Genomic DNA, 16,756 nt, shown 5'->3' on the forward strand with positions numbered 1-16,756 from the left:
ACGGCACCGCGCGGGTCTGCTTATCCATTCGTTTCACAAGGGAGAACTCGTGGAGTCCATCTCCGAGGTCCACACCGACGCGCCCACCGCCGATCGCACCGTCGCAGATCGCACCGCCGCGTCCGACACCGCAAGTGCTGCCGCCTCGCCGGCGCAGCCTGCCGAGACCGCGCCGGCCACCGAGCCGGCTGCACCGCCGCGCAAGCGCGCCCCGCGCCGCGCCAAGACCGAGGTCGTCACGCCCGAGCCGACACCGGTTGCCGCTGCCCCGGCGGCTGCTGCGCCCGACACTGCACCCGCGGCCGCGCCCGACGCCGCACCGGCGGCCTCTGCTCCGGAGGCCCCGAGCGCCTCCGACGAGGCGCCCGCCGAGCCGAAGAAGCCGGCGACCAAGCGTCGTACGCCGGCCAAGAAGAAGGTCGCCGGCGAGGCGCCTGCTGCGCAAGACAAGGCCGAGTCGAAGACAGAATCCGCGCCCGCGGCCGAGAAGTCCGCTCCTGCCTCCTCCGCCGAGCCCGCTGCCGAGCCCGCCGCGCCGAGCGGTGCGCCCGCCCCAGAGGCCTCCGCCCCGCAGACCGATGCATCCGACGCCGGGAACGGCGAGCCCGCCGAGACCACGGCGGGCAAGGGCAGCCGCGGCCGCACCGCGGGCAAGGGCCAGAAGGCCACCGCCGAGGCTGAGAAGTCCGACGACGCGGCGGCATCCGGCGAGAACGGCGAGGGTCAGAGCGACGGTGGCGAGCAGACCGGTCGCCGCAACCGCAATCGCAACCGCAACCGCAACCGCAATACGAGCGGCGCGGCAAACCCGGGCGGGTCCGACGACGACGATCAGTCGACTGCCAACAACCGCAACCGCCAGCGCAACAAGCGTCGCAACGGCCAGCCGAACGACGAGTTCGAGACCGAGATCAACGAAGACGACGTGCTCGTTCCCGTCGCCGGCATCCTCGACGTGCTCGACAACTACGCTTTCGTGCGCACCACCGGCTACCTGCCTGGCGCCAGTGACGTGTACGTTTCGCTCGGCCAGGTCAAGAAGTACAACCTGCGCAAGGGCGACGCCATCGTCGGCGCCATCAAGCAGCCGCGCGAGGGCGAGCAGTCCAGCCGCCAGAAGTACCACGCCCTGGTCAAGGTCGACTCGATCAACGGGCTGAGCACCGACGACGCCGCCACGCGCGTCGAGTTCTCGCAGCTGACGCCGCTCTACCCGCAGGAGCGCCTGCGGCTCGAGACGGCGCCCGAGAAGCTCACGCAGCGCATCATCGACCTCGTCGCCCCGATCGGCAAGGGCCAGCGCGGCCTGATCGTCGCGCCGCCCAAGGCGGGCAAGACCATCGTGTTGCAGCAGATCGCCAATGCCATCGCGACCAACAACCCCGAGGTGCACCTCATGGTCGTGCTTGTCGACGAGCGACCCGAAGAGGTCACCGACATGCAGCGCACGGTCAAGGGCGAGGTCATCGCCTCGACCTTCGACCGTCCCGCCGAAGACCACACCACCGTGGCCGAGCTTGCCATCGAGCGCGCCAAGCGCCTCGTCGAGCTGGGCCGCGACGTGGTTGTGCTGCTCGACTCGATCACCCGTCTGGGTCGTGCGTACAACGTGTCGGCGCCCACCAGCGGTCGCGTGCTCAGCGGGGGAGTGGACGCCTCGGCGCTGTACCCGCCCAAGCGCTTCTTCGGTGCTGCGCGCAACATCGAGAACGGCGGCTCGCTCACGATTCTGGCCACGGCGCTGGTAGAGACGGGCTCGAAGATGGACGACGTGATCTTCGAAGAGTTCAAGGGCACCGGCAACAGCGAGCTGCGCCTGTCGCGCCAGCTGGCCGACAAGCGCATCTTCCCGGCGGTCGACGTGAACGCGTCCAGTACGCGTCGTGAAGAGATGCTGCTGAGCCCCGACGAGGTCAAGATCACCTGGAAGCTGCGTCGCGCACTGGCGGGTCTGGACCCGCAGCAGGCGCTCGAGGTCGTGCTGGGCAAGCTCAAGGAGACCGGCTCGAACGTCGAGTTCCTCGTGCAGATGCAGAAGTCGATCCCTGCCCCGACCTCGAACCACGCCGGCGGCCACAGCCACGGGCACGAGAACAGCATCCGCTGAGCCGTCGTGTCCGAGCCCGCGATGTTCGACTCCGTGCGGGGTCTGATCGAAGAGCACAAGGCCGTGCAGGTCGAGCTCTCCGATCCGGCCGTGCACGCCGACGCTGCTCGCGCCAAGCGAGTGAACCGGCGGTACGCCGAGCTGTCGAAGATCGTCGCTGCGCACGAAGCGTGGGCCGCGGCATCCGACGACCTGTCGGCGGCACGTGAGCTCGCGAAGGAAGACGAGGCATTCGCCGCCGAGGTCCCCGAGCTCGAAGAGCAGCTGACCGCGGCGGAGGAGAAGCTGCGGCGGCTGCTCATCCCGCGCGACCCCGACGACGCGCGCGACGTGATCATGGAGATCAAGGCGGGCGAGGGCGGGGCCGAATCGGCCCTGTTCGCGGCCGACCTGCTGCGGATGTATCTGCAGTACGCCGCAGCGCAGGGGTGGAAGACCGAGCTGCTCGAGCGCAACGAGTCCGACCTGGGCGGGTACAAAGACGTGCAGGTGGCGATCAAGGGGTCTTCCACCGATCCGGCGCAGGGAGTATGGGCGCACTTGAAGTACGAGGGCGGCGTGCACCGCGTGCAGCGGGTGCCGGCCACCGAGTCGCAGGGGCGCATCCACACCTCCACGACCGGCGTGCTGGTCTTTCCCGAGGTCGACGAGCCCGATGAGATCGAGATAAACCCGAACGATCTGAAGATCGACGTGTATCGGTCCAGCGGCCCGGGCGGTCAGTCGGTGAACACCACCGACTCCGCCGTGCGCATCACCCACGTGCCCACCGGCATCGTCGTCTCGATGCAGAACGAGAAGAGCCAGCTGCAGAACCGCGAGGCCGGCATGCGCGTGCTGCGCGCGCGGCTGCTCGCGCGCCAGCAGGAAGAACTGGCGGCTGCGGCATCCGATGCCCGGCACTCGCAGATCCGCGGCATGGATCGCTCCGAGCGCATCCGCACCTACAACTTCCCCGAGAACCGCATCGCCGATCACCGCACCGGGTACAAGGCCTACAACCTCGATCAGGTGATGGACGGCGCTCTCGGCCCGGTCATCGACTCGTGCATCGCCGCCGACGAAGAGGCGCGCCTGGCGGCTCTGGCCGGCGCCTGACCGCCCCGCCCCGCCCCGCCAGGGAAATTCCATATGGAATTTCCCCCTCCACATCAAACTTCCGGAAAATTGATGTGGTCTGGGAAATTCCATATGGAATTTCCCGAGGCACGGATAGGGTCGGGGCATGATCATGTTCGGGCTGCGTGCGCTCATCTTCGTGCTGTCGGCCGCGCTCGGCCTCATCGTGGCCGACCTCGTGCTCGGGGGGTTCGTGATCGAGTGGTCGAACTGGTGGGGTTTCGTGCTGTGCGTGGTGATCTTCGCGATCCTGCAGAGCGTTCTCGCCCCCTGGATCGCTCGCATGGCGAAGCGATACGCCCCGGCGCTGCTGGGCGGCATCGGCATCGTCTCGACGCTTGTCGCGCTGCTGATCGTCGTGCTGCTGCCGATCGGCAGCCTGCGCATCACCGACGCGATCGCCTGGGTCCTGGCACCGGTGATCGTCTGGGTGGTCACCGCACTGGCCACGCTTCTGCTGCCGATGATCTTCATCAAGAAGCAGGTGCGCGCCACCGGCTCTCAGATGTAGTACTCGGGCGCCGCCAGCAGCGCACGGGTGTCTTCGCCCGGCTTGCGTGGGCGCGGCTTGGCGGGCACACCGACCAGGATGCTGTCGGCCGGTGCGTCTTTGGTGACCACGGCGTTGGCGCCGATCACGCTACCGGCGCCGATGGTGATCGGACCGAGCACCTTCGCGCCCGCGCCCACGGCCACGCCGTCGCCGATGGTGGGATGCCGCTTGCCGCCTTCGCGCTGACGTCCGCCGAGCGTCACCCCGTGATAGAGCATGACGTCATCGCCCACTTCGGCCGTCTCGCCGATGACCACGCCCATGCCGTGGTCGATGAAGAAGCGGCGCCCGATCGTCGCGCCGGGGTGGATCTCGATGCCGGTGAGCCAGCGCGTGAGCTGCGATCCGGCGCGCGCGAGGAACCGCGCCCGCCGAATCCACAGCAGGTGCCAGACACGATGCGCCCAGATGGCGTGCAGCCCGGGGTAGAGCAGCGCGATCTCCAGCCCGCTGCGGGCTGCCGGGTCGCGCAGCCGGGCGGCCGCGACATCCTCTCGGATCCGTCCCCAGACGCTCATCTCAGCCCTCGCGGACGTCCTCGAACAGGGCGGTGGTCAGATACCGCTCGCCGGTGTCGGGGATGATGACGACGATCTTCTTGCCCGCCGACTCGGGGCGAGCTGCCACCTGCAGAGCCGCCCAGACCGCGGCGCCGGCCGACATACCGCAGAGGATCCCCTCTTTGGCCGCGAGAGCACGAGAGGTCGCAATGGCGTCATCGAACGCGACGCCGATCACCTCGTCGTAGATCGAGGTGTCCAGCACCGGCGGCACGAAGTTCGGGCCGATGCCCTGGATCTTGGCCGGACCGGCGTGTCCCTCGGCCAGCAGCGGTGAGTCGGAGGGCTCGACGGCGATCACCTTGACATCGGGCTTGCGCTGTTTGAGCACCTGGCCGACACCGGTGATGGTGCCGCCCGTGCCGACGCCGGCCACGAAGATGTCGACGTCGCCCTCGGTGTCGCGCCAGATCTCCTCGGCCGTGGTCTTGCGGTGGATCTCGGCGTTCGCGGGGTTTTCGAACTGCTTGGCCAGGATCGCCCCCGGCGTCTTGGCGACGATCTCTTCGGCGACCTCGATGGCACCGGTCATGCCCTTGTACGGGTCGGTGAGCACGAGCTCGGCGCCCAGCGCCCGCAGCAGATAACGGCGCTCCTTCGACAGCGATGCGGGCATCGTGATGATGACCTTGTAGCCGCGGGCCGCGCCCGCCAGCGCCAGCGCGATGCCGGTGTTGCCGCTCGTGGACTCGACGATCGTGCCCCCGGGCTTGAGCTCACCCGAGGCTTCGGCCGCGTTGACCAGGGCGATGCCGAGGCGGTCTTTCACGCTCGAGCCGGGATTGAAGAACTCGAGCTTGGCCAGCACCTCGGCTCCGACCCCTTCGGTGACACGGTTCAGCCGCACCAGCGGCGTCTCACCGAATGTCGTGGTGATGTCAGCGTGGATTCCGGGCATCTGTGGCCTTTCGGGTATAGGGCGGGATCGCAGAACGAGGTCGCTTTCAGCCTAGAGCCCCACTCGGGTGAGGTGTCACAAACCGTCACCGGATGTCACACGTGGTCACCGGACACACCCCGCGTCGGCTCTCGTCCTAACGTCGGGGACACGTCGATCAGGAGCCCCCATGCAACGAACGCCACGCCCGCGACTCGGATTCTTCACGCGCGTGCTCGAAGAGGCCACGGCCGCCGATCGCTTTCGCTTCGCGGTCGAGCAGATAGTGGCCGCCGAGCGCGCCGGATTCGACACCGCGTGGGTGGCCCAGCACCACTTCGACCGCGACGAGGGAGGATTGCCCTCGCCCTTCGTGCTGCTCGCATACGCCGCCGCCTACACACAGCAGATCACGCTGGGCACCGGCATCGTGGCGCTGCCGCTGGAAGACCCGGTGCGGGTGGCAGAGGATGCCGCGGTGCTCACACGGCTGTCGGGCGGCCGGTTCGAACTCGGCGTGGGCAGCGGGCAGCCCGACGCGTCGTTCGCGGTGTTCGGAACGGATGTCGCGTTGCGACACGAGGTCTACCAGCAGCACCTGGCCCGCCTCGCCCACGCGCTGGCCGGTCAGCCGCTGACAAGCGACGGGGCGGTGCTGTATCCGGCGGCGCCCGAGCTGCGCGCGACGCTGTGGGAGGCGACGTTCTCGGCGAGCGGAGCCACCCGCATCGGTGCGGCCGGCAACGGCCTGATGCTCTCGCGCACCCAGCCGCGTGCGCAGGGTGAGCAGAGCCTGGCGCAGGTGCAGCGCCCGATCGTGCGCGCGTACCTCGATGCGCTGCCGCCGCAGGTGGGCGCGCGGGTACTGGCATCGCGCACCGTGTTCGCCACCGACGACCGGATCACCGCCCGGGCGCTCGCCGAACGCGCAGCCGAGCGTGCGCTGCCATTGGCCGAGCGGGCGGGAGTGGTTCTGCCGCCGGGGCTGTCCACGGCCGAGACCCTCGCGCAGCTGGACGTGCACGTGGGCACACCCGCCGAACTCGTCGAGGCGCTGCGTGCCGACGAGATTTTGCGAGACGCGAGCGACATCGTGTTCCAGGTGCACCCGGTCGACCCGCCGCATGAGCTGGTGCTGCGGTCGATCCAGCTCATCGCCGGCGAGGTGGCACCCGCACTGGGGTGGCGGCCGAGCCGCTTCGCGGCGCCGGCGCTGAGCACGCGGTGAGCACGCACTGAGCCCGCCCGCGGCGATGCGCGCGAGCGGGCTCAGTGCGTTGCGTCAGTGTGCGGCGTCGTAGGCGTCGAGGACGACCTGGGGCACGCGGCCGCGGTCCGAGACCTTGTGGCCGTTCTGCTTGGCCCAGGCGCGCACGGCAGCCAGGTCGCGACGACCCGAACCGCCGCGGCCGGCCGACGAACGACGCGTGCGGCTTCCTGATACCGCGCGCGCCGCCGACACATACGACGAGAGCGCGTCACGCAGTGTCGCCGCGTTCTGGTCGGTCAGATCGATTTCATAAGCGACTCCATCGAGTGAGAAAAGCACGGTCTGCCCTTGTCCGGGTTCCAGAACCGTGCCGTCGATGTCGTCAACCAGCTGATGCACTATTTTGCGAGCCATGGAAAGGAGCATATCGGCTGATATCGCGTTCTCCTACTGAATCTTCACGGGAGGATTCCCGCGCGCCTTGCTTTTGCCACCGCGGAATGCCGCGTCGTGGCATCCAATTTCGCCATCGCCGACGAGAGATACGACTTCACGGTGGTCTCTTTCAGCCCTAATGCGACGGCGATCTCGGCATTCGTGGAGCCGAGTGCGGCGCAGGCGAGCACATCGGTCTCGCGCGGCGAGAGCGCGGCCTCGACATCGATCTCGGAAGCCGAAGCGGCCATGGTTGCCAGTCGCTTTTCGAGTTCGTTCAGTCGTTGACGCAGCGTCGCATCCTGCACCCCGGCGGTGATGCGCCGCAAATGCGCATAAGCCTCGCGCAATTGCTCTTGAGCGGCAGCGGGCAGAGCCGTGGCCCTCGGGGCGGCATGCACCCGTGCCAAGCGTCGCTCGACCTCGTCGCGCACGCGCAGTTCGGCGGCCACGTCGTCGGCGATGGCGAAGGCCGGTCGTGCGGCGGGTTCGGCCAGCGGCGCCTGCCCCCACGACCCGCAGTAGAGCACGGCCCGCGGTGTGCCCGAGACGATGACGGGCACGGCGAAGAGGGTCGCGATGCCCTCGCCGAGCACCATGCGGTCGTAGTCGTGCGTGATGCCCTTCGCGGTGCGATAGTCCAGCGCGAGCCGCGGTCGCGTCTCGAGCACGGCGCGCCCGCCCAGCCCGCGCCCCGACTCGACCACGAGAGCGTCGAGATGCCGGGTGCGGGCACCGGCGACCGCGCTCACGTGCACGGCACCGTCACGCAGCATCCCGCCGAAGGCGACGGGAAACCGGGTGCGGCGGGTGAGGTCGCCGACGGCGCGCTCGATGAGATGCACATCGGATTCGTCGGGTGGCGTTCTCACGCGCTACCTACTTCCGGGGGTGACGACGACATCGGCGTTTTTCGTAGCGTCAACCCTACTACCCGCTTCTCGTCCCCCCGAGAAACGGGCATCCCCGCGACGCACCGCCGCGTCGCATCGTCATGAGGCAAGGAGGCCCCGTGTCCGAATCCACTGCTGATATCGCCGATACCGGCGATATCGACTACGTCGCCGTACAAGAGTCGGCGCCGTTTCGCACTCTGCGCACCACACAGCGACGTTTCGTCTTCCCGTTGTCGATCGCATTCCTGATCTGGTACTTCATCTATGTGCTGTTGTCGTCGTTTGCGACCGACTTCATGTCACAGCGGGTGTGGGGCGATATCACGGTAGGCCTGTTGTTCGGGCTCGGCCAATTCGTCACCACCTTTGCGATCACGATGTGGTACGTGTCGTATGCGAACCGGCGGCTGGATCCGAAAGCCGAGCAGATCCGCACCGAACTCGAGGCGCGGCAGGAGGCGGCGTCATGAACGGCATTGTTCGCACGGCCGAGCAGGCCACCGAAGTGGACAACAACCCGATCTTGAACATGACGATCTTCGCCTTGTTCGTGGCTGTCACGCTGTTCATCGTGATCCGGGCCAGCCGCAACAACAAGACGGCGGCCGATTATTACGCGGCAGGCCGTTCTTTCACCGGACCGCAGAACGGCTTCGCCATCTCGGGCGACTATCTGTCGGCGGCGTCTTTCCTGGGCATCTGCGGCGCCATCGCGGTGAACGGGTATGACGGGTTCCTCTACTCGATCGGCTTTCTCGTGGCATGGCTGGTCGCCTTGCTGCTGGTGGCCGAACTCATGCGCAACACCGGCAAGTTCACGATGGCCGATGTGCTCTCGTTCCGGCTGAAGCAGCGCCCGGTGCGCATGGCGGCCGCCATCACGACGCTGGTCGTGTGCCTGTTCTACCTGCTCGCACAGATGGCCGGAGCCGGGGCACTCGTCTCGCTGCTGCTGGGCATCGACGGCCAGCTCGGGCAGTCGCTGGTGATAGCTGTGGTGGGCGTGCTGATGATCATCTACGTGCTGGTCGGTGGCATGAAGGGCACCACCTGGGTGCAGATCGTCAAGGCGTTCCTGCTCATCGTGGGTGCGGTCGTCATGACGGTGTGGGTGCTCGCGCTGCACGGGTTCAGCATCAACACGCTGCTGGAAGAAGCGGTGGCGGCCTCGCCGGCCGGAGAGGGCGTGCTCGGTCCTGGGCTGCAATACGGCAGCAATCCCTGGGACTTCATCTCGCTGGCACTCGCGCTGGTGCTGGGCACCGCGGGACTGCCGCACGTGCTGATGCGCTTCTACACGGTTCCGACCGCCAAAGAGGCGCGGCGCTCGGTGGTGTGGGCCATCTGGCTGATCGGCATCTTCTACCTGCTGACCCTCGTGCTCGGCTACGGCGCAGGGGCCCTGGTCGGCCCCGAGGCCATCAAGAACGCCCCCGGAGGGGTCAACTCGGCCGCGCCGCTGCTGGCCGCGCATCTGGGCGGCCCGGTGCTGCTGGGCATCATTTCGGCGGTCGCCTTCGCGACGATCCTCGCCGTGGTGGCCGGGCTGACGATCACCGCGGCGGCGTCGTTCTCGCACGACATCTACACGAACGTCGTGAAGAAGGGCACGGTGGCTCCCGGGGCCGAGGTGAAGGTCGCGCGCCGGACCGTGGTGGTCATCGGCATTCTGGCCATCATCGGCGGGATCGGCGTGCAGCATCAGAACGTGGCCTTCCTGGTCGCCCTGGCGTTCGCGGTGGCGGCCTCGGCGAACCTGCCGACGATCCTCTATTCGCTGTTCTGGAAGAACTTCACCACGCGCGGCGCGGTGTGGAGCATGTACGGCGGCCTCGCGTCGGCAATCGTGCTGATCTTTCTCTCCCCGGTGTTCTGGGGTGGTGAGGCGAGCGTCTTCGCCAACACCGGCACGGCGTTGTGGCCGCTGAACAACCCCGGCATCGTCTCGATCCCGATCGGATTCGTGTTGGGCGCTCTGGGCTCGGTGCTCTCCAAGAAGAAGGAGGATGCCGGGCGGGCCGCCGAGATGGAGGTGCGGTCGCTGACCGGGTTCGGTGCCGAGAAACCCACCGTGCACTGATACCCACCGTGCACTGATATGCACCGCGGCCCCGGACATCGTTCCGGGGCCGCGCTGCGTGCGGGCGGCCTACACGCCCACGCCGCGCTCATGGTCGAGCAGAAATCGCTTGACCTCGGCCCGGCCTCCGTATCCGCCGACCGAACCGTCGGCACGCACCACCCGATGCACGGGCACGATCACCGAGAACGGTGTGCGTGCGCACGCGTTGCCCACGGCCCGGGCCGCCCGCGGAATGCCGGCCATGGCCGCCACCTCGCCGTAGCCGGCGGTCTGCCCGTACGGGATGTGCTGCACGGTCTGCAGTGCGGTGCGGGAGAATCCGTGCACGAGCCGCCAGTCCAAGGTGAGGTCGAAGTCGGTGCGGCGCCGATCGAAGTAGTCGTCGAGCTGACGACGCGCTTCGTCGACGGCGGAGTCATCGCGCCCGGGCAGCACGCGCAGTGCCAGCGTCAGCCGGGCCAGCTGCTCATCGAGGTCGCGCTCGTCGCCGTGCAGCACGTGCGCGGTGACGAGCCCGACCTCGGTGGAGACCAGCAGCACATCGCCGACAGGGGAGGGATGGACGGTGAAAGTGGCTTCGGTCATGCCTCCATCCTGGCAATCCGGTGGCGGCCCGGTGGGCGTGTGCACCGGATCGGTGGACAACTCGACCGGCGCCCCCGCCTGGGGAGGAATCGCCGATCACCCCGGCGTGTCCGCCCAATCGGGCGAAACTCGCGGTCAGATGCCGCCCGGGTGCACCCGCGCCGCTTAGTGTGTGTCTGTGTGGCGAGGCGAGGGTAATGCAGTGGCCGGGGTGGCAGAGGCCGCGGCACCGGCCGAAGTGACTCCGGGTGCCCTCGTGCTCGCAGAGCCGGGGGTGACGGTCATGCATGTGGCAGAGCCGGAACGCGAGCGCATCCGTACTCAGGCCGCGCGGTTGGGCGGACGCTCGACCCTGCTGCGCTTCGCCGACGGCCAAGACCCGCTGATCGAGATCACCAAGGCCCACCCCGGAAGTCTTCCGCAGTTCATCACCGGACGCTCCACGCTGCTCTCGAATCTGTTCCGCGATGAGGTCGCGCTGCGCACCGCACGCTTGGCGGCGGCCCAGCTCGCGGCCAAGAGCGTCGAACTGCGCACCGCCCGAGGGCTGGATGCCGTGCGCCTGGCTGTCGGGCTGGTGACATGGACGATCGGCGACGACTCGTATTGCGCCCCCGTGCTGTTGCGCCCCACCGCGATCCGCCGCCACCACAGTGACTTCGAGGTGAAGCTGCACGGCGCCTTCGCCATCAACCCCGAACTCGTGCGCAGCCTGCGCCGGCACTTCGGTGTTCAGATCGACGGCGCGCAGCTGGCCGCCCTGGCCACGCAGGCGGGCGTGTTCAATCCGCAGCCGGTGATCGACCAGCTGCGACAGGTCACCGCGCACATCCCGTCGTTCAGCGTGCGACCCCGGCTCATCGTCTCGACCTTCGCCGACGTGGGCGCGCGCCAGGCACGCGACCTCGCCGCCCTCGACCATCCGGTGCTCAACGCGCTGGCCGGACACACCGACGACCGTGCGCTGCTGTCGTTGCACCGGGATGCGCCCGCCGTGACCGACACCGACGACCGGCCCCCGGCATCCGACGCCTTCCTGCTGGATGCCGATGCCGAGCAGGAGCACGTGCTCGCCCGGATCGTCGACGGTCAATCGCTGGTCGTGCACACCCTGCCCGGCACCGGCGGAACGCAGACGGTCATCAACGCCCTCGGCGCCCTCATCGACGACGGCAAGCGCGTGCTGGTGGTCAGCGCCCGGCGTTCGACGCTCGAAGGCGTGCGGCATCGGCTGGCGGGTATCGGGCTCGACGGGCTGGCCGTCTCGCCGACGCGTCTGCGGCGCGACCTCATCCGTGCGATCGGCCGTCACGAGAAGGCCACCGCGCCCAAGGTCGCCGAGATCGACGACGCACTGGTGCGCCTGCGCACGGTGCTGCGCGACTATCGCGGTGCACTGACGGCAGTGCGGCCCGAGCTGGGCGTGTCGGCGCTCGAGGTCGTGCGCGAACTCACGTCACTGGCCGCCGTGCACGAGCCTCCTGAGACGACGGCGCGCTTCGACTCGGCGACGCTGCAGCGGCTGCGCACCTCGCGCGGTGAAGCCGCCGACAAACTGGTCGCCGCCGCGCACCTGGGCGAGTTCCGGTTCGGTCCCGACGACTCGCCCTGGTACGGCGTGACGTTCTCGACGACGGATGCCGCACGCGACGCGCACGCGCTGGCGCGCCGATTGCATCGCGACGACGTGCCGGCCCTGCTCGAGCGCGGCTACGAGCTGATAGCGCAGACGCATATGCGTCCGTTCCGCACCGTGACCGAACTGGGCACGTACCTGCAGCTGCTGCAGGGGATCCGCGACTCGCTCGACCGATTCAGCGCCACCGTCTTCGAGCGCCCGTTGACCGAGCTCATCCAGGCACACGGACCCCGCCGCGATGCGCCGCAGCTCTCCGGTGCCGACCGGCGCCGCCTGCGCCGGCTGGCGCGCGAATACGTGCGACCGGGCGTGCACGTTGCCGACATGTACGAAGCGCTCGTGCGCATCCAGCGCCAGCGCAGTGACTGGGAAGGGCTGGCCGACCGCTCGGGCGCCGGCCCCGAGGTGCCGATCGGCATCGGCGAGGTCGCCGCGCTCTGGCAGCGCACGCACGACGGGCTCACGCAGCTCGATGCCGTGCTCTCCCGCTCCGAGGCGCTCGGCGCCGAGCCGGTGCAGTCGCTGATCCGGCGGCTGGGCGGGCTCGCCGCTGATTCGGCGTACTTCGACAATCTCGTCGAACGCGCCACCCTGCGCAGCGAGCTGGCCGACATGGGGCTGGAACCGCTGCTTCTCGAGTTGAGCGTGCGCCACGTGTCGGAGGAACGGGTGCGCGCCGAGCTCGAGTTCGCGTGGTGGCAGTCGGCCCTGGAGTACCTGCTGCGCTCGGACCGTGCGCTTCTCGGTGCCAACACGGCCGTCGTCGACCGGCTGGAGCGCGACTTCAGGCTCGTCGACGAGGCACATGTCGCGGCATCCGGTCCCCTGCTCGCCGCGCGCCTGGCCACGCAGTGGCGGATCGGCATCGTCGATCACGCCGACGAGGCCGGCCGGCTCAAGCAGGCGTTGAAGGCCGGCGAGATCACTGCGGCGGGTCTTCTCACCATCGCTCCCTCGCTGGCCAAGACGCTGGCGCCGGCATGGATCTGCTCGCCGTACGAGGCGACCCTGATTCCCGACGACGTCGTGTTCGACACCGTGCTGCTTGCCGATGCCGGAGCGCTCAACCTCGCCGAGGCGGCGCCGGCACTGCGTCGGGCGCGCCACGTGGTCGCCTTCGGAGATCCGGTCACCCAGCAGCCCACCCCGTTCCGCGTGGCCGCCGGACGCACCCTCGTCGATCAGGGTGGCGACGACGAGGATCCGTTCGACACCGCGAGTGTGTTCGAGCGTCTTGCCGAGCTTGTTCCCGTCGAGACGCTGACCCGCAGCTATCGGGCCGGTGGTGAAGACCTGGCCGAACTCGTCAATGACGCCTTCTACGGCGGTGAGCTCGCCTCGTTGCCGTGGGCCGGCTCGTACCTCGGGCGCGGAAGCCTCGCCGTCGACTACGTCGAAGGGGGGATGGGCGTTCCCGACCCCGACACCGGGGCCGTGGAGAGCCCCGACGCCGAGGTGGCGCGGGTGGTCACCCTGGTCGTGGAGCACGCGGTGAACCGGGGGAGCGAGTCCCTCATGGTCGTCACCGCGAGCGCCAAGCACGCTGAGCGCGTGCGCGCCGCCGTCGACGCCGCCTTCGCCGGTCGATCTGACGTCGCCGATTTCGTCTCGCGCGACACCGCCGAACCGTTCGCCGTGCTCACGCTCGAGGAATCGGTGGCCGAGAGCCGCGATCGCGTGATCTTCTCGCTCGGTTTCGGTCTGACGCGCCACGGCCGCGTGCTCACCGACTTCGGCGATCTGTCCACCCCCGACGGCGAGCGGCTGCTGACGGTCGGCATGACGCGGGCACGCCGGTCAATGGTGCTCGTCTCGTGCATCCGCCCGTCGTCGTTCGACGAGGGACGGCTCGAGTACGGGGCCTCCACCCTCATGACCGTTCTCTCCGGCATCGCCGCGCGTGCCCGCGAGGCGCGCCTGGAAGACCTCGCCGACCCGCTCACACTCGCGTTGGCGCGAGAACTGCGTCGCCTGGGCGTTTCGGTCGACGTGCACTACCGTGGTCTGCTGCCGCTGGTGGCGCAGTACGGCGGAAAGGCCGTGGTCGCCGAATCCGACCCCGAGACCGCCGCCGGCTCGCTGCGCGAGGCGCTGCGGTTGCGCCCCCAGGTGCTGCGGCGCCTGGGATGGCATTATGTGCGGGTGCACTCGTTCGACCTGTACAGCGATCCCGCCGCCGTCGCGGCGCGCATTGCGGGGATCCTCGGCGTCGACCCCGCCACGCCGCGGGCCGATGCCGACACTCAGCCGATCGATGTCGACTGACGACTCCGGCCCGCGTCAGCGCGTCGTGCGCGTGCCGGGTGCGCGCCGCGCACGGCTGACGCCGGCTCCCGGCACCAGCACAGAACCGGCCGGCACCGACGAGGATGACTCGCCGGCAGCGGCCGGTCCCAATGATGAGCGGATGCGGCGCGAGAAGCCGCCGCACTACTGACTCAGTCCTTCTGCTTCTCAAGCAGATCGCGGATCTGCACCAGCAGCTCCTGCTCGGTGGGCAGCGCCTCGGGCTCGTCGGTGATGCCGGCGGCCAGCTTGGCGGCACGGCGCTCCTTGAAGGTGTTCATCGGGTAGACGAACACGAAGTACACGACGACCGCGATGGCCAGGAAGCTGATCAACGCGGTGATGAGGGTGCCGATCGGAAAGACGACATCGCCGTACAGCCCGTGGATCGTGAAGCCGATCTTGCCGCTGGCATCCGCCTTCCAAAACAGTGAGATCAGCGGATTGATGATGCTTTCGACGATGGCCGTGACCACCGCGCTGAACGCCGTGCCGATGACCACCGCAACGGCCAGATCGATCACATTGCCCTGGGCGATGAATTCCTTGAAGCCTTTGATCACTTCGGTCCCCCCGAATGTCTCCCGGCGTGTGCCGGTCACGAACCCGCAGGTGCGGGGGAGGCTTTCGTCTCCGGCTTCGATGATGTCGAAGATGCCGCCGCACCGCTACCCGAATCGCCGGAGGGCGGCGTCTTTCGCGAGTCGGTGCGGTAGAAGCCCGAGCCGTTGAAGGTCACTCCGATCGATCCGTACTGCTTGCGCAGTTCGCCGCCGCACTCGGGGCAGACGGTCAGAGAGGGGTCGGCGAAGGACTGCACGGCGTCGAAGCGGTGGCCGCAGGTCTTGCAGGCATAGGCGTAGGTGGGCATCGTTCTCCGGTTTCAGCGCCCCTCGGGCGCGAGCGTGATGGTGCGGGTCGGGGTGACCACGCCGGTGACCGGCTGGTCGTGCACGTCGCTGGGCACCTCATCGAGCAGTTCGCTGTCGAAGATGACCGCGTACACGGGCGGGCAGCCTTGGATCGACCCGATCGTCTTGTCGAAGTATCCGCGGCCCCAGCCCAAGCGCATGCCGGAGCGGTCGACGGCCGCCGCCGGAATGATCATGAGGTCGACGTCGTTGACGGCGATGGGTCCCAGCAGCTCGCCGACCGGCTCGGGAATGCCCAGAACACCCTCGGTGACGTCGGCGTCGGGGTCGGCCACGACCCAGTCCAGCAGCCCGTCGACGCGGGTGATGGGCAACAGCACGCGGATGCCGCGGGCCACGGCCGCGTTCAGGAACGGGCGCGTCTCCGGCTCGGCGCGGGTGGACAGATAGCACGAGACCGCGTGCGCGCCGACCTGGTCGACCAGCGCCTCCAACTGGGCGGCGATGCCGGCTGCGGCATCCTTGCGGGCCGCGTCGGTGAGCAGCTGACGCCGCTCGCGCAGCTCCGCGCGCAGGGCGCGTTTCGCGTCGTCGATCGGGTCGGGCATGAACTCGATTCTACGGTCGCTAGCATGAGGGCATGCCACACAAGCCGTTCAAGGCCGTCATCCCCGCCGCCGGGCTGGGAACGCGGTTCCTTCCCGCGACCAAGGCCATGCCCAAAGAGATGCTGCCGGTCGTCGACAAGCCGGCCATCCAGTATGTCGTCGAAGAGGCCGTGGCCAGCGGCATCCAAGACATCCTGATCATCGTCGGGCGCAACAAGAACAACATCGCCAACCACTTCGACTCGGTGCCCGAGCTGGAGCAGACGCTCGTGCGCAAGGGCGACAACGAGCGGCTGGCCAAGGTGCAGCAGTCCAACGAGATGGCCGACATCCACATCGTGCGACAGGGCGAGCCGCGGGGCCTCGGCCACGCGGTGTGGCGGGCCAAGGCGCATGTCGGCGATCACCCTTTCGCGGTGCTGCTGGGCGACGACCTCATCGATGAGCGCGACCCGCTGCTGCCGACGATGCTCGACGAGTACGACAAGCGCGGCGCCACCGTCATCGCGTTGATGGAGGTGGACCCGTCGCAGATCCACATGTACGGCGCCGCCGCGGTCGAGGCCACCGACGACCCCGACGTCGTGCGGGTGACCGGTCTGGTGGAAAAGCCGGCGACCGAGGATGCCCCGTCGAATCTCGCGGTGATCGGCCGGTATGTGCTCTCTCCCGAGGTGTTCGAGATCCTCGAGCGCACCGAGCCGGGCAAGGGCGGCGAGATCCAGCTCACCGACGCGCTGGAGGAGCTCGCCGCCGACCCCGAGGCGGGTGTGTACGGAGTGGTGTTCCGCGGGCGTCGCTACGACACCGGCGATAGGCTTGATTACATCAAGGCCATCGTTCAGCTGGCCGTCGATCGAGAGGACCTCGGGCCCGAGTTGCGTCCCTGGGTCAAGGAGTTCGCCGAGACGCTGTAGTCGGTCGGG

At 68.7% G+C, this 16,756-nt stretch carries 17 protein-coding genes; 9 read left to right on the plus strand and 8 right to left on the minus strand.

What is annotated here, in order from left to right:
* Window positions 1-49: 49 nt before the first annotated feature.
* The 3 genes from rho (at window position 50) to ET475_RS12495 (ending at window position 3,737) form a co-directional block, all read left to right on the plus strand.
* Entirely contained in the window at window positions 50-2,107 is a 2,058-nt protein-coding gene (gene rho, locus ET475_RS12485) for a transcription termination factor Rho (protein WP_422879915.1), read from the plus strand.
* 21 nt (window positions 2,108-2,128) lie between these two features.
* Complete coding sequence (gene prfA, locus ET475_RS12490; RefSeq protein ID WP_129393942.1) at window positions 2,129-3,205, plus strand: peptide chain release factor 1; 1,077 nt, start codon at window positions 2,129-2,131, stop codon at window positions 3,203-3,205.
* A gap of 127 nt (window positions 3,206-3,332) precedes the next feature.
* Complete coding sequence (locus ET475_RS12495; RefSeq protein ID WP_129390701.1) at window positions 3,333-3,737, plus strand: hypothetical protein; 405 nt, start codon at window positions 3,333-3,335, stop codon at window positions 3,735-3,737.
* On the opposite strand, the gene epsC is transcribed toward ET475_RS12495, so the two are convergent.
* Window positions 3,728-4,297, minus strand: a complete 570-nt coding sequence (epsC, locus tag ET475_RS12500) for a serine O-acetyltransferase EpsC (protein ID WP_129390703.1) — start codon at window positions 4,295-4,297, stop codon at window positions 3,728-3,730. The genes ET475_RS12495 and epsC overlap by 10 nt on opposite strands.
* A gap of 1 nt (window position 4,298) precedes the next feature.
* Window positions 4,299-5,237: a cysteine synthase A gene (gene cysK, locus ET475_RS12505; RefSeq protein ID WP_129390706.1), complete on the minus strand. Its 939-nt coding sequence runs from the start codon at window positions 5,235-5,237 to the stop codon at window positions 4,299-4,301.
* Between the two features lie 169 nt (window positions 5,238-5,406).
* Here cysK and ET475_RS12510 point away from each other — a divergent pair, with 169 nt between their 5' ends.
* Window positions 5,407-6,444, plus strand: a complete 1,038-nt coding sequence (locus tag ET475_RS12510) for a putative FMN-dependent luciferase-like monooxygenase (RefSeq protein ID WP_129390708.1) — start codon at window positions 5,407-5,409, stop codon at window positions 6,442-6,444.
* Window positions 6,445-6,498: 54 nt separating this feature from the next.
* Here ET475_RS12510 and ET475_RS12515 read toward each other — a convergent pair whose 3' ends face one another.
* Both ET475_RS12515 and ET475_RS12520 read right to left on the minus strand, forming a co-directional pair.
* Entirely contained in the window at window positions 6,499-6,840 is a 342-nt protein-coding gene (locus tag ET475_RS12515; RefSeq protein ID WP_129390711.1) for a histone-like nucleoid-structuring protein Lsr2, read from the minus strand.
* Between the two features lie 44 nt (window positions 6,841-6,884).
* Window positions 6,885-7,733 (minus strand): helix-turn-helix transcriptional regulator, encoded by an 849-nt coding sequence (locus ET475_RS12520; RefSeq protein WP_242497629.1) that lies wholly within the window; start codon window positions 7,731-7,733, stop codon window positions 6,885-6,887.
* Window positions 7,734-7,855: 122 nt separating this feature from the next.
* Between ET475_RS12520 and ET475_RS12525 the strand changes: the two genes are divergently transcribed.
* Both ET475_RS12525 and ET475_RS12530 read left to right on the plus strand, forming a co-directional pair.
* Entirely contained in the window at window positions 7,856-8,227 is a 372-nt protein-coding gene (locus tag ET475_RS12525) for a DUF485 domain-containing protein (protein WP_129390714.1), read from the plus strand.
* Window positions 8,224-9,837: a solute symporter family protein gene (locus ET475_RS12530; protein WP_129390717.1), complete on the plus strand. Its 1,614-nt coding sequence runs from the start codon at window positions 8,224-8,226 to the stop codon at window positions 9,835-9,837. The genes ET475_RS12525 and ET475_RS12530 overlap by 4 nt, the downstream gene beginning before the upstream one ends.
* 69 nt (window positions 9,838-9,906) lie before the next feature.
* On the opposite strand, the gene ET475_RS12535 is transcribed toward ET475_RS12530, so the two are convergent.
* Window positions 9,907-10,425 carry a methylated-DNA--[protein]-cysteine S-methyltransferase gene (locus tag ET475_RS12535; protein WP_129390720.1) on the minus strand — a complete coding sequence of 173 codons (519 nt, stop codon included), beginning with the start codon at window positions 10,423-10,425 and terminating at the stop codon, window positions 9,907-9,909.
* A gap of 283 nt (window positions 10,426-10,708) precedes the next feature.
* Here ET475_RS12535 and ET475_RS12540 point away from each other — a divergent pair, with 283 nt between their 5' ends.
* Window positions 10,709-14,329, plus strand: coding sequence for an AAA family ATPase (locus tag ET475_RS12540; protein WP_242497853.1), 3,621 nt, complete (start codon window positions 10,709-10,711; stop codon window positions 14,327-14,329).
* Complete coding sequence (locus ET475_RS12545) at window positions 14,319-14,501, plus strand: hypothetical protein (RefSeq protein WP_129390725.1); 183 nt, start codon at window positions 14,319-14,321, stop codon at window positions 14,499-14,501. The genes ET475_RS12540 and ET475_RS12545 overlap by 11 nt, the downstream gene beginning before the upstream one ends.
* Before the next feature lies 1 nt (window position 14,502).
* Here the strand turns inward: ET475_RS12545 and mscL are convergent, their stop codons facing one another.
* Genes mscL through ET475_RS12560 form a run of 3 tightly spaced genes read right to left on the minus strand, consistent with a single transcriptional unit; the run spans window position 14,503 to window position 15,830 of the window.
* Complete coding sequence (gene mscL, locus ET475_RS12550; RefSeq protein ID WP_129390728.1) at window positions 14,503-14,913, minus strand: large conductance mechanosensitive channel protein MscL; 411 nt, start codon at window positions 14,911-14,913, stop codon at window positions 14,503-14,505.
* Window positions 14,914-14,948: 35 nt separating this feature from the next.
* A complete protein-coding gene (locus ET475_RS12555) occupies window positions 14,949-15,221 on the minus strand; it encodes an FmdB family zinc ribbon protein (RefSeq protein ID WP_129390731.1) in 273 nt (90 codons plus the stop codon).
* 12 nt (window positions 15,222-15,233) lie between these two features.
* Complete coding sequence (locus tag ET475_RS12560; RefSeq protein ID WP_129390734.1) at window positions 15,234-15,830, minus strand: 5-formyltetrahydrofolate cyclo-ligase; 597 nt, start codon at window positions 15,828-15,830, stop codon at window positions 15,234-15,236.
* 32 nt (window positions 15,831-15,862) lie between these two features.
* Here ET475_RS12560 and galU point away from each other — a divergent pair, with 32 nt between their 5' ends.
* Window positions 15,863-16,747 (plus strand): UTP--glucose-1-phosphate uridylyltransferase GalU, encoded by an 885-nt coding sequence (gene galU, locus ET475_RS12565; RefSeq protein WP_129390737.1) that lies wholly within the window; start codon window positions 15,863-15,865, stop codon window positions 16,745-16,747.
* The last annotated feature ends 9 nt before the right edge of the window (window positions 16,748-16,756 follow it).

The organism is Microbacterium protaetiae (assembly GCF_004135285.1).
Lineage (GTDB): Bacteria > Actinomycetota > Actinomycetes > Actinomycetales > Microbacteriaceae > Microbacterium > Microbacterium protaetiae.

Excerpts from the sequence above, each read along its gene's own strand:
- ET475_RS12530 (WP_129390717.1), top strand. The coding sequence starts at position 8,224 with ATGAACGGCATTGTTCGCACGGCCGAGCAGGCCACCGAAGTGGACAAC.
- ET475_RS12525 (WP_129390714.1), top strand. The coding sequence starts at position 7,856 with ATGAGGCAAGGAGGCCCCGTGTCCGAATCCACTGCTGATATCGCCGAT.
- ET475_RS12510 (WP_129390708.1), top strand. The coding sequence starts at position 5,407 with ATGCAACGAACGCCACGCCCGCGACTCGGATTCTTCACGCGCGTGCTC.
- cysK (WP_129390706.1), bottom strand. The coding sequence starts at position 5,237 with ATGCCCGGAATCCACGCTGACATCACCACGACATTCGGTGAGACGCCG.
- ET475_RS12515 (WP_129390711.1), bottom strand. The coding sequence starts at position 6,840 with ATGGCTCGCAAAATAGTGCATCAGCTGGTTGACGACATCGACGGCACG.
- ET475_RS12560 (WP_129390734.1), bottom strand. The coding sequence starts at position 15,830 with ATGCCCGACCCGATCGACGACGCGAAACGCGCCCTGCGCGCGGAGCTG.
- epsC (WP_129390703.1), bottom strand. The coding sequence starts at position 4,297 with ATGAGCGTCTGGGGACGGATCCGAGAGGATGTCGCGGCCGCCCGGCTG.
- ET475_RS12535 (WP_129390720.1), bottom strand. The coding sequence starts at position 10,425 with ATGACCGAAGCCACTTTCACCGTCCATCCCTCCCCTGTCGGCGATGTG.
- galU (WP_129390737.1), top strand. The coding sequence starts at position 15,863 with ATGCCACACAAGCCGTTCAAGGCCGTCATCCCCGCCGCCGGGCTGGGA.
- ET475_RS12540 (WP_242497853.1), top strand. The coding sequence starts at position 10,709 with ATGCATGTGGCAGAGCCGGAACGCGAGCGCATCCGTACTCAGGCCGCG.
- prfA (WP_129393942.1), top strand. The coding sequence starts at position 2,129 with ATGTTCGACTCCGTGCGGGGTCTGATCGAAGAGCACAAGGCCGTGCAG.
- ET475_RS12545 (WP_129390725.1), top strand. The coding sequence starts at position 14,319 with ATGTCGACTGACGACTCCGGCCCGCGTCAGCGCGTCGTGCGCGTGCCG.
- ET475_RS12555 (WP_129390731.1), bottom strand. The coding sequence starts at position 15,221 with ATGCCCACCTACGCCTATGCCTGCAAGACCTGCGGCCACCGCTTCGAC.
- ET475_RS12495 (WP_129390701.1), top strand. The coding sequence starts at position 3,333 with ATGATCATGTTCGGGCTGCGTGCGCTCATCTTCGTGCTGTCGGCCGCG.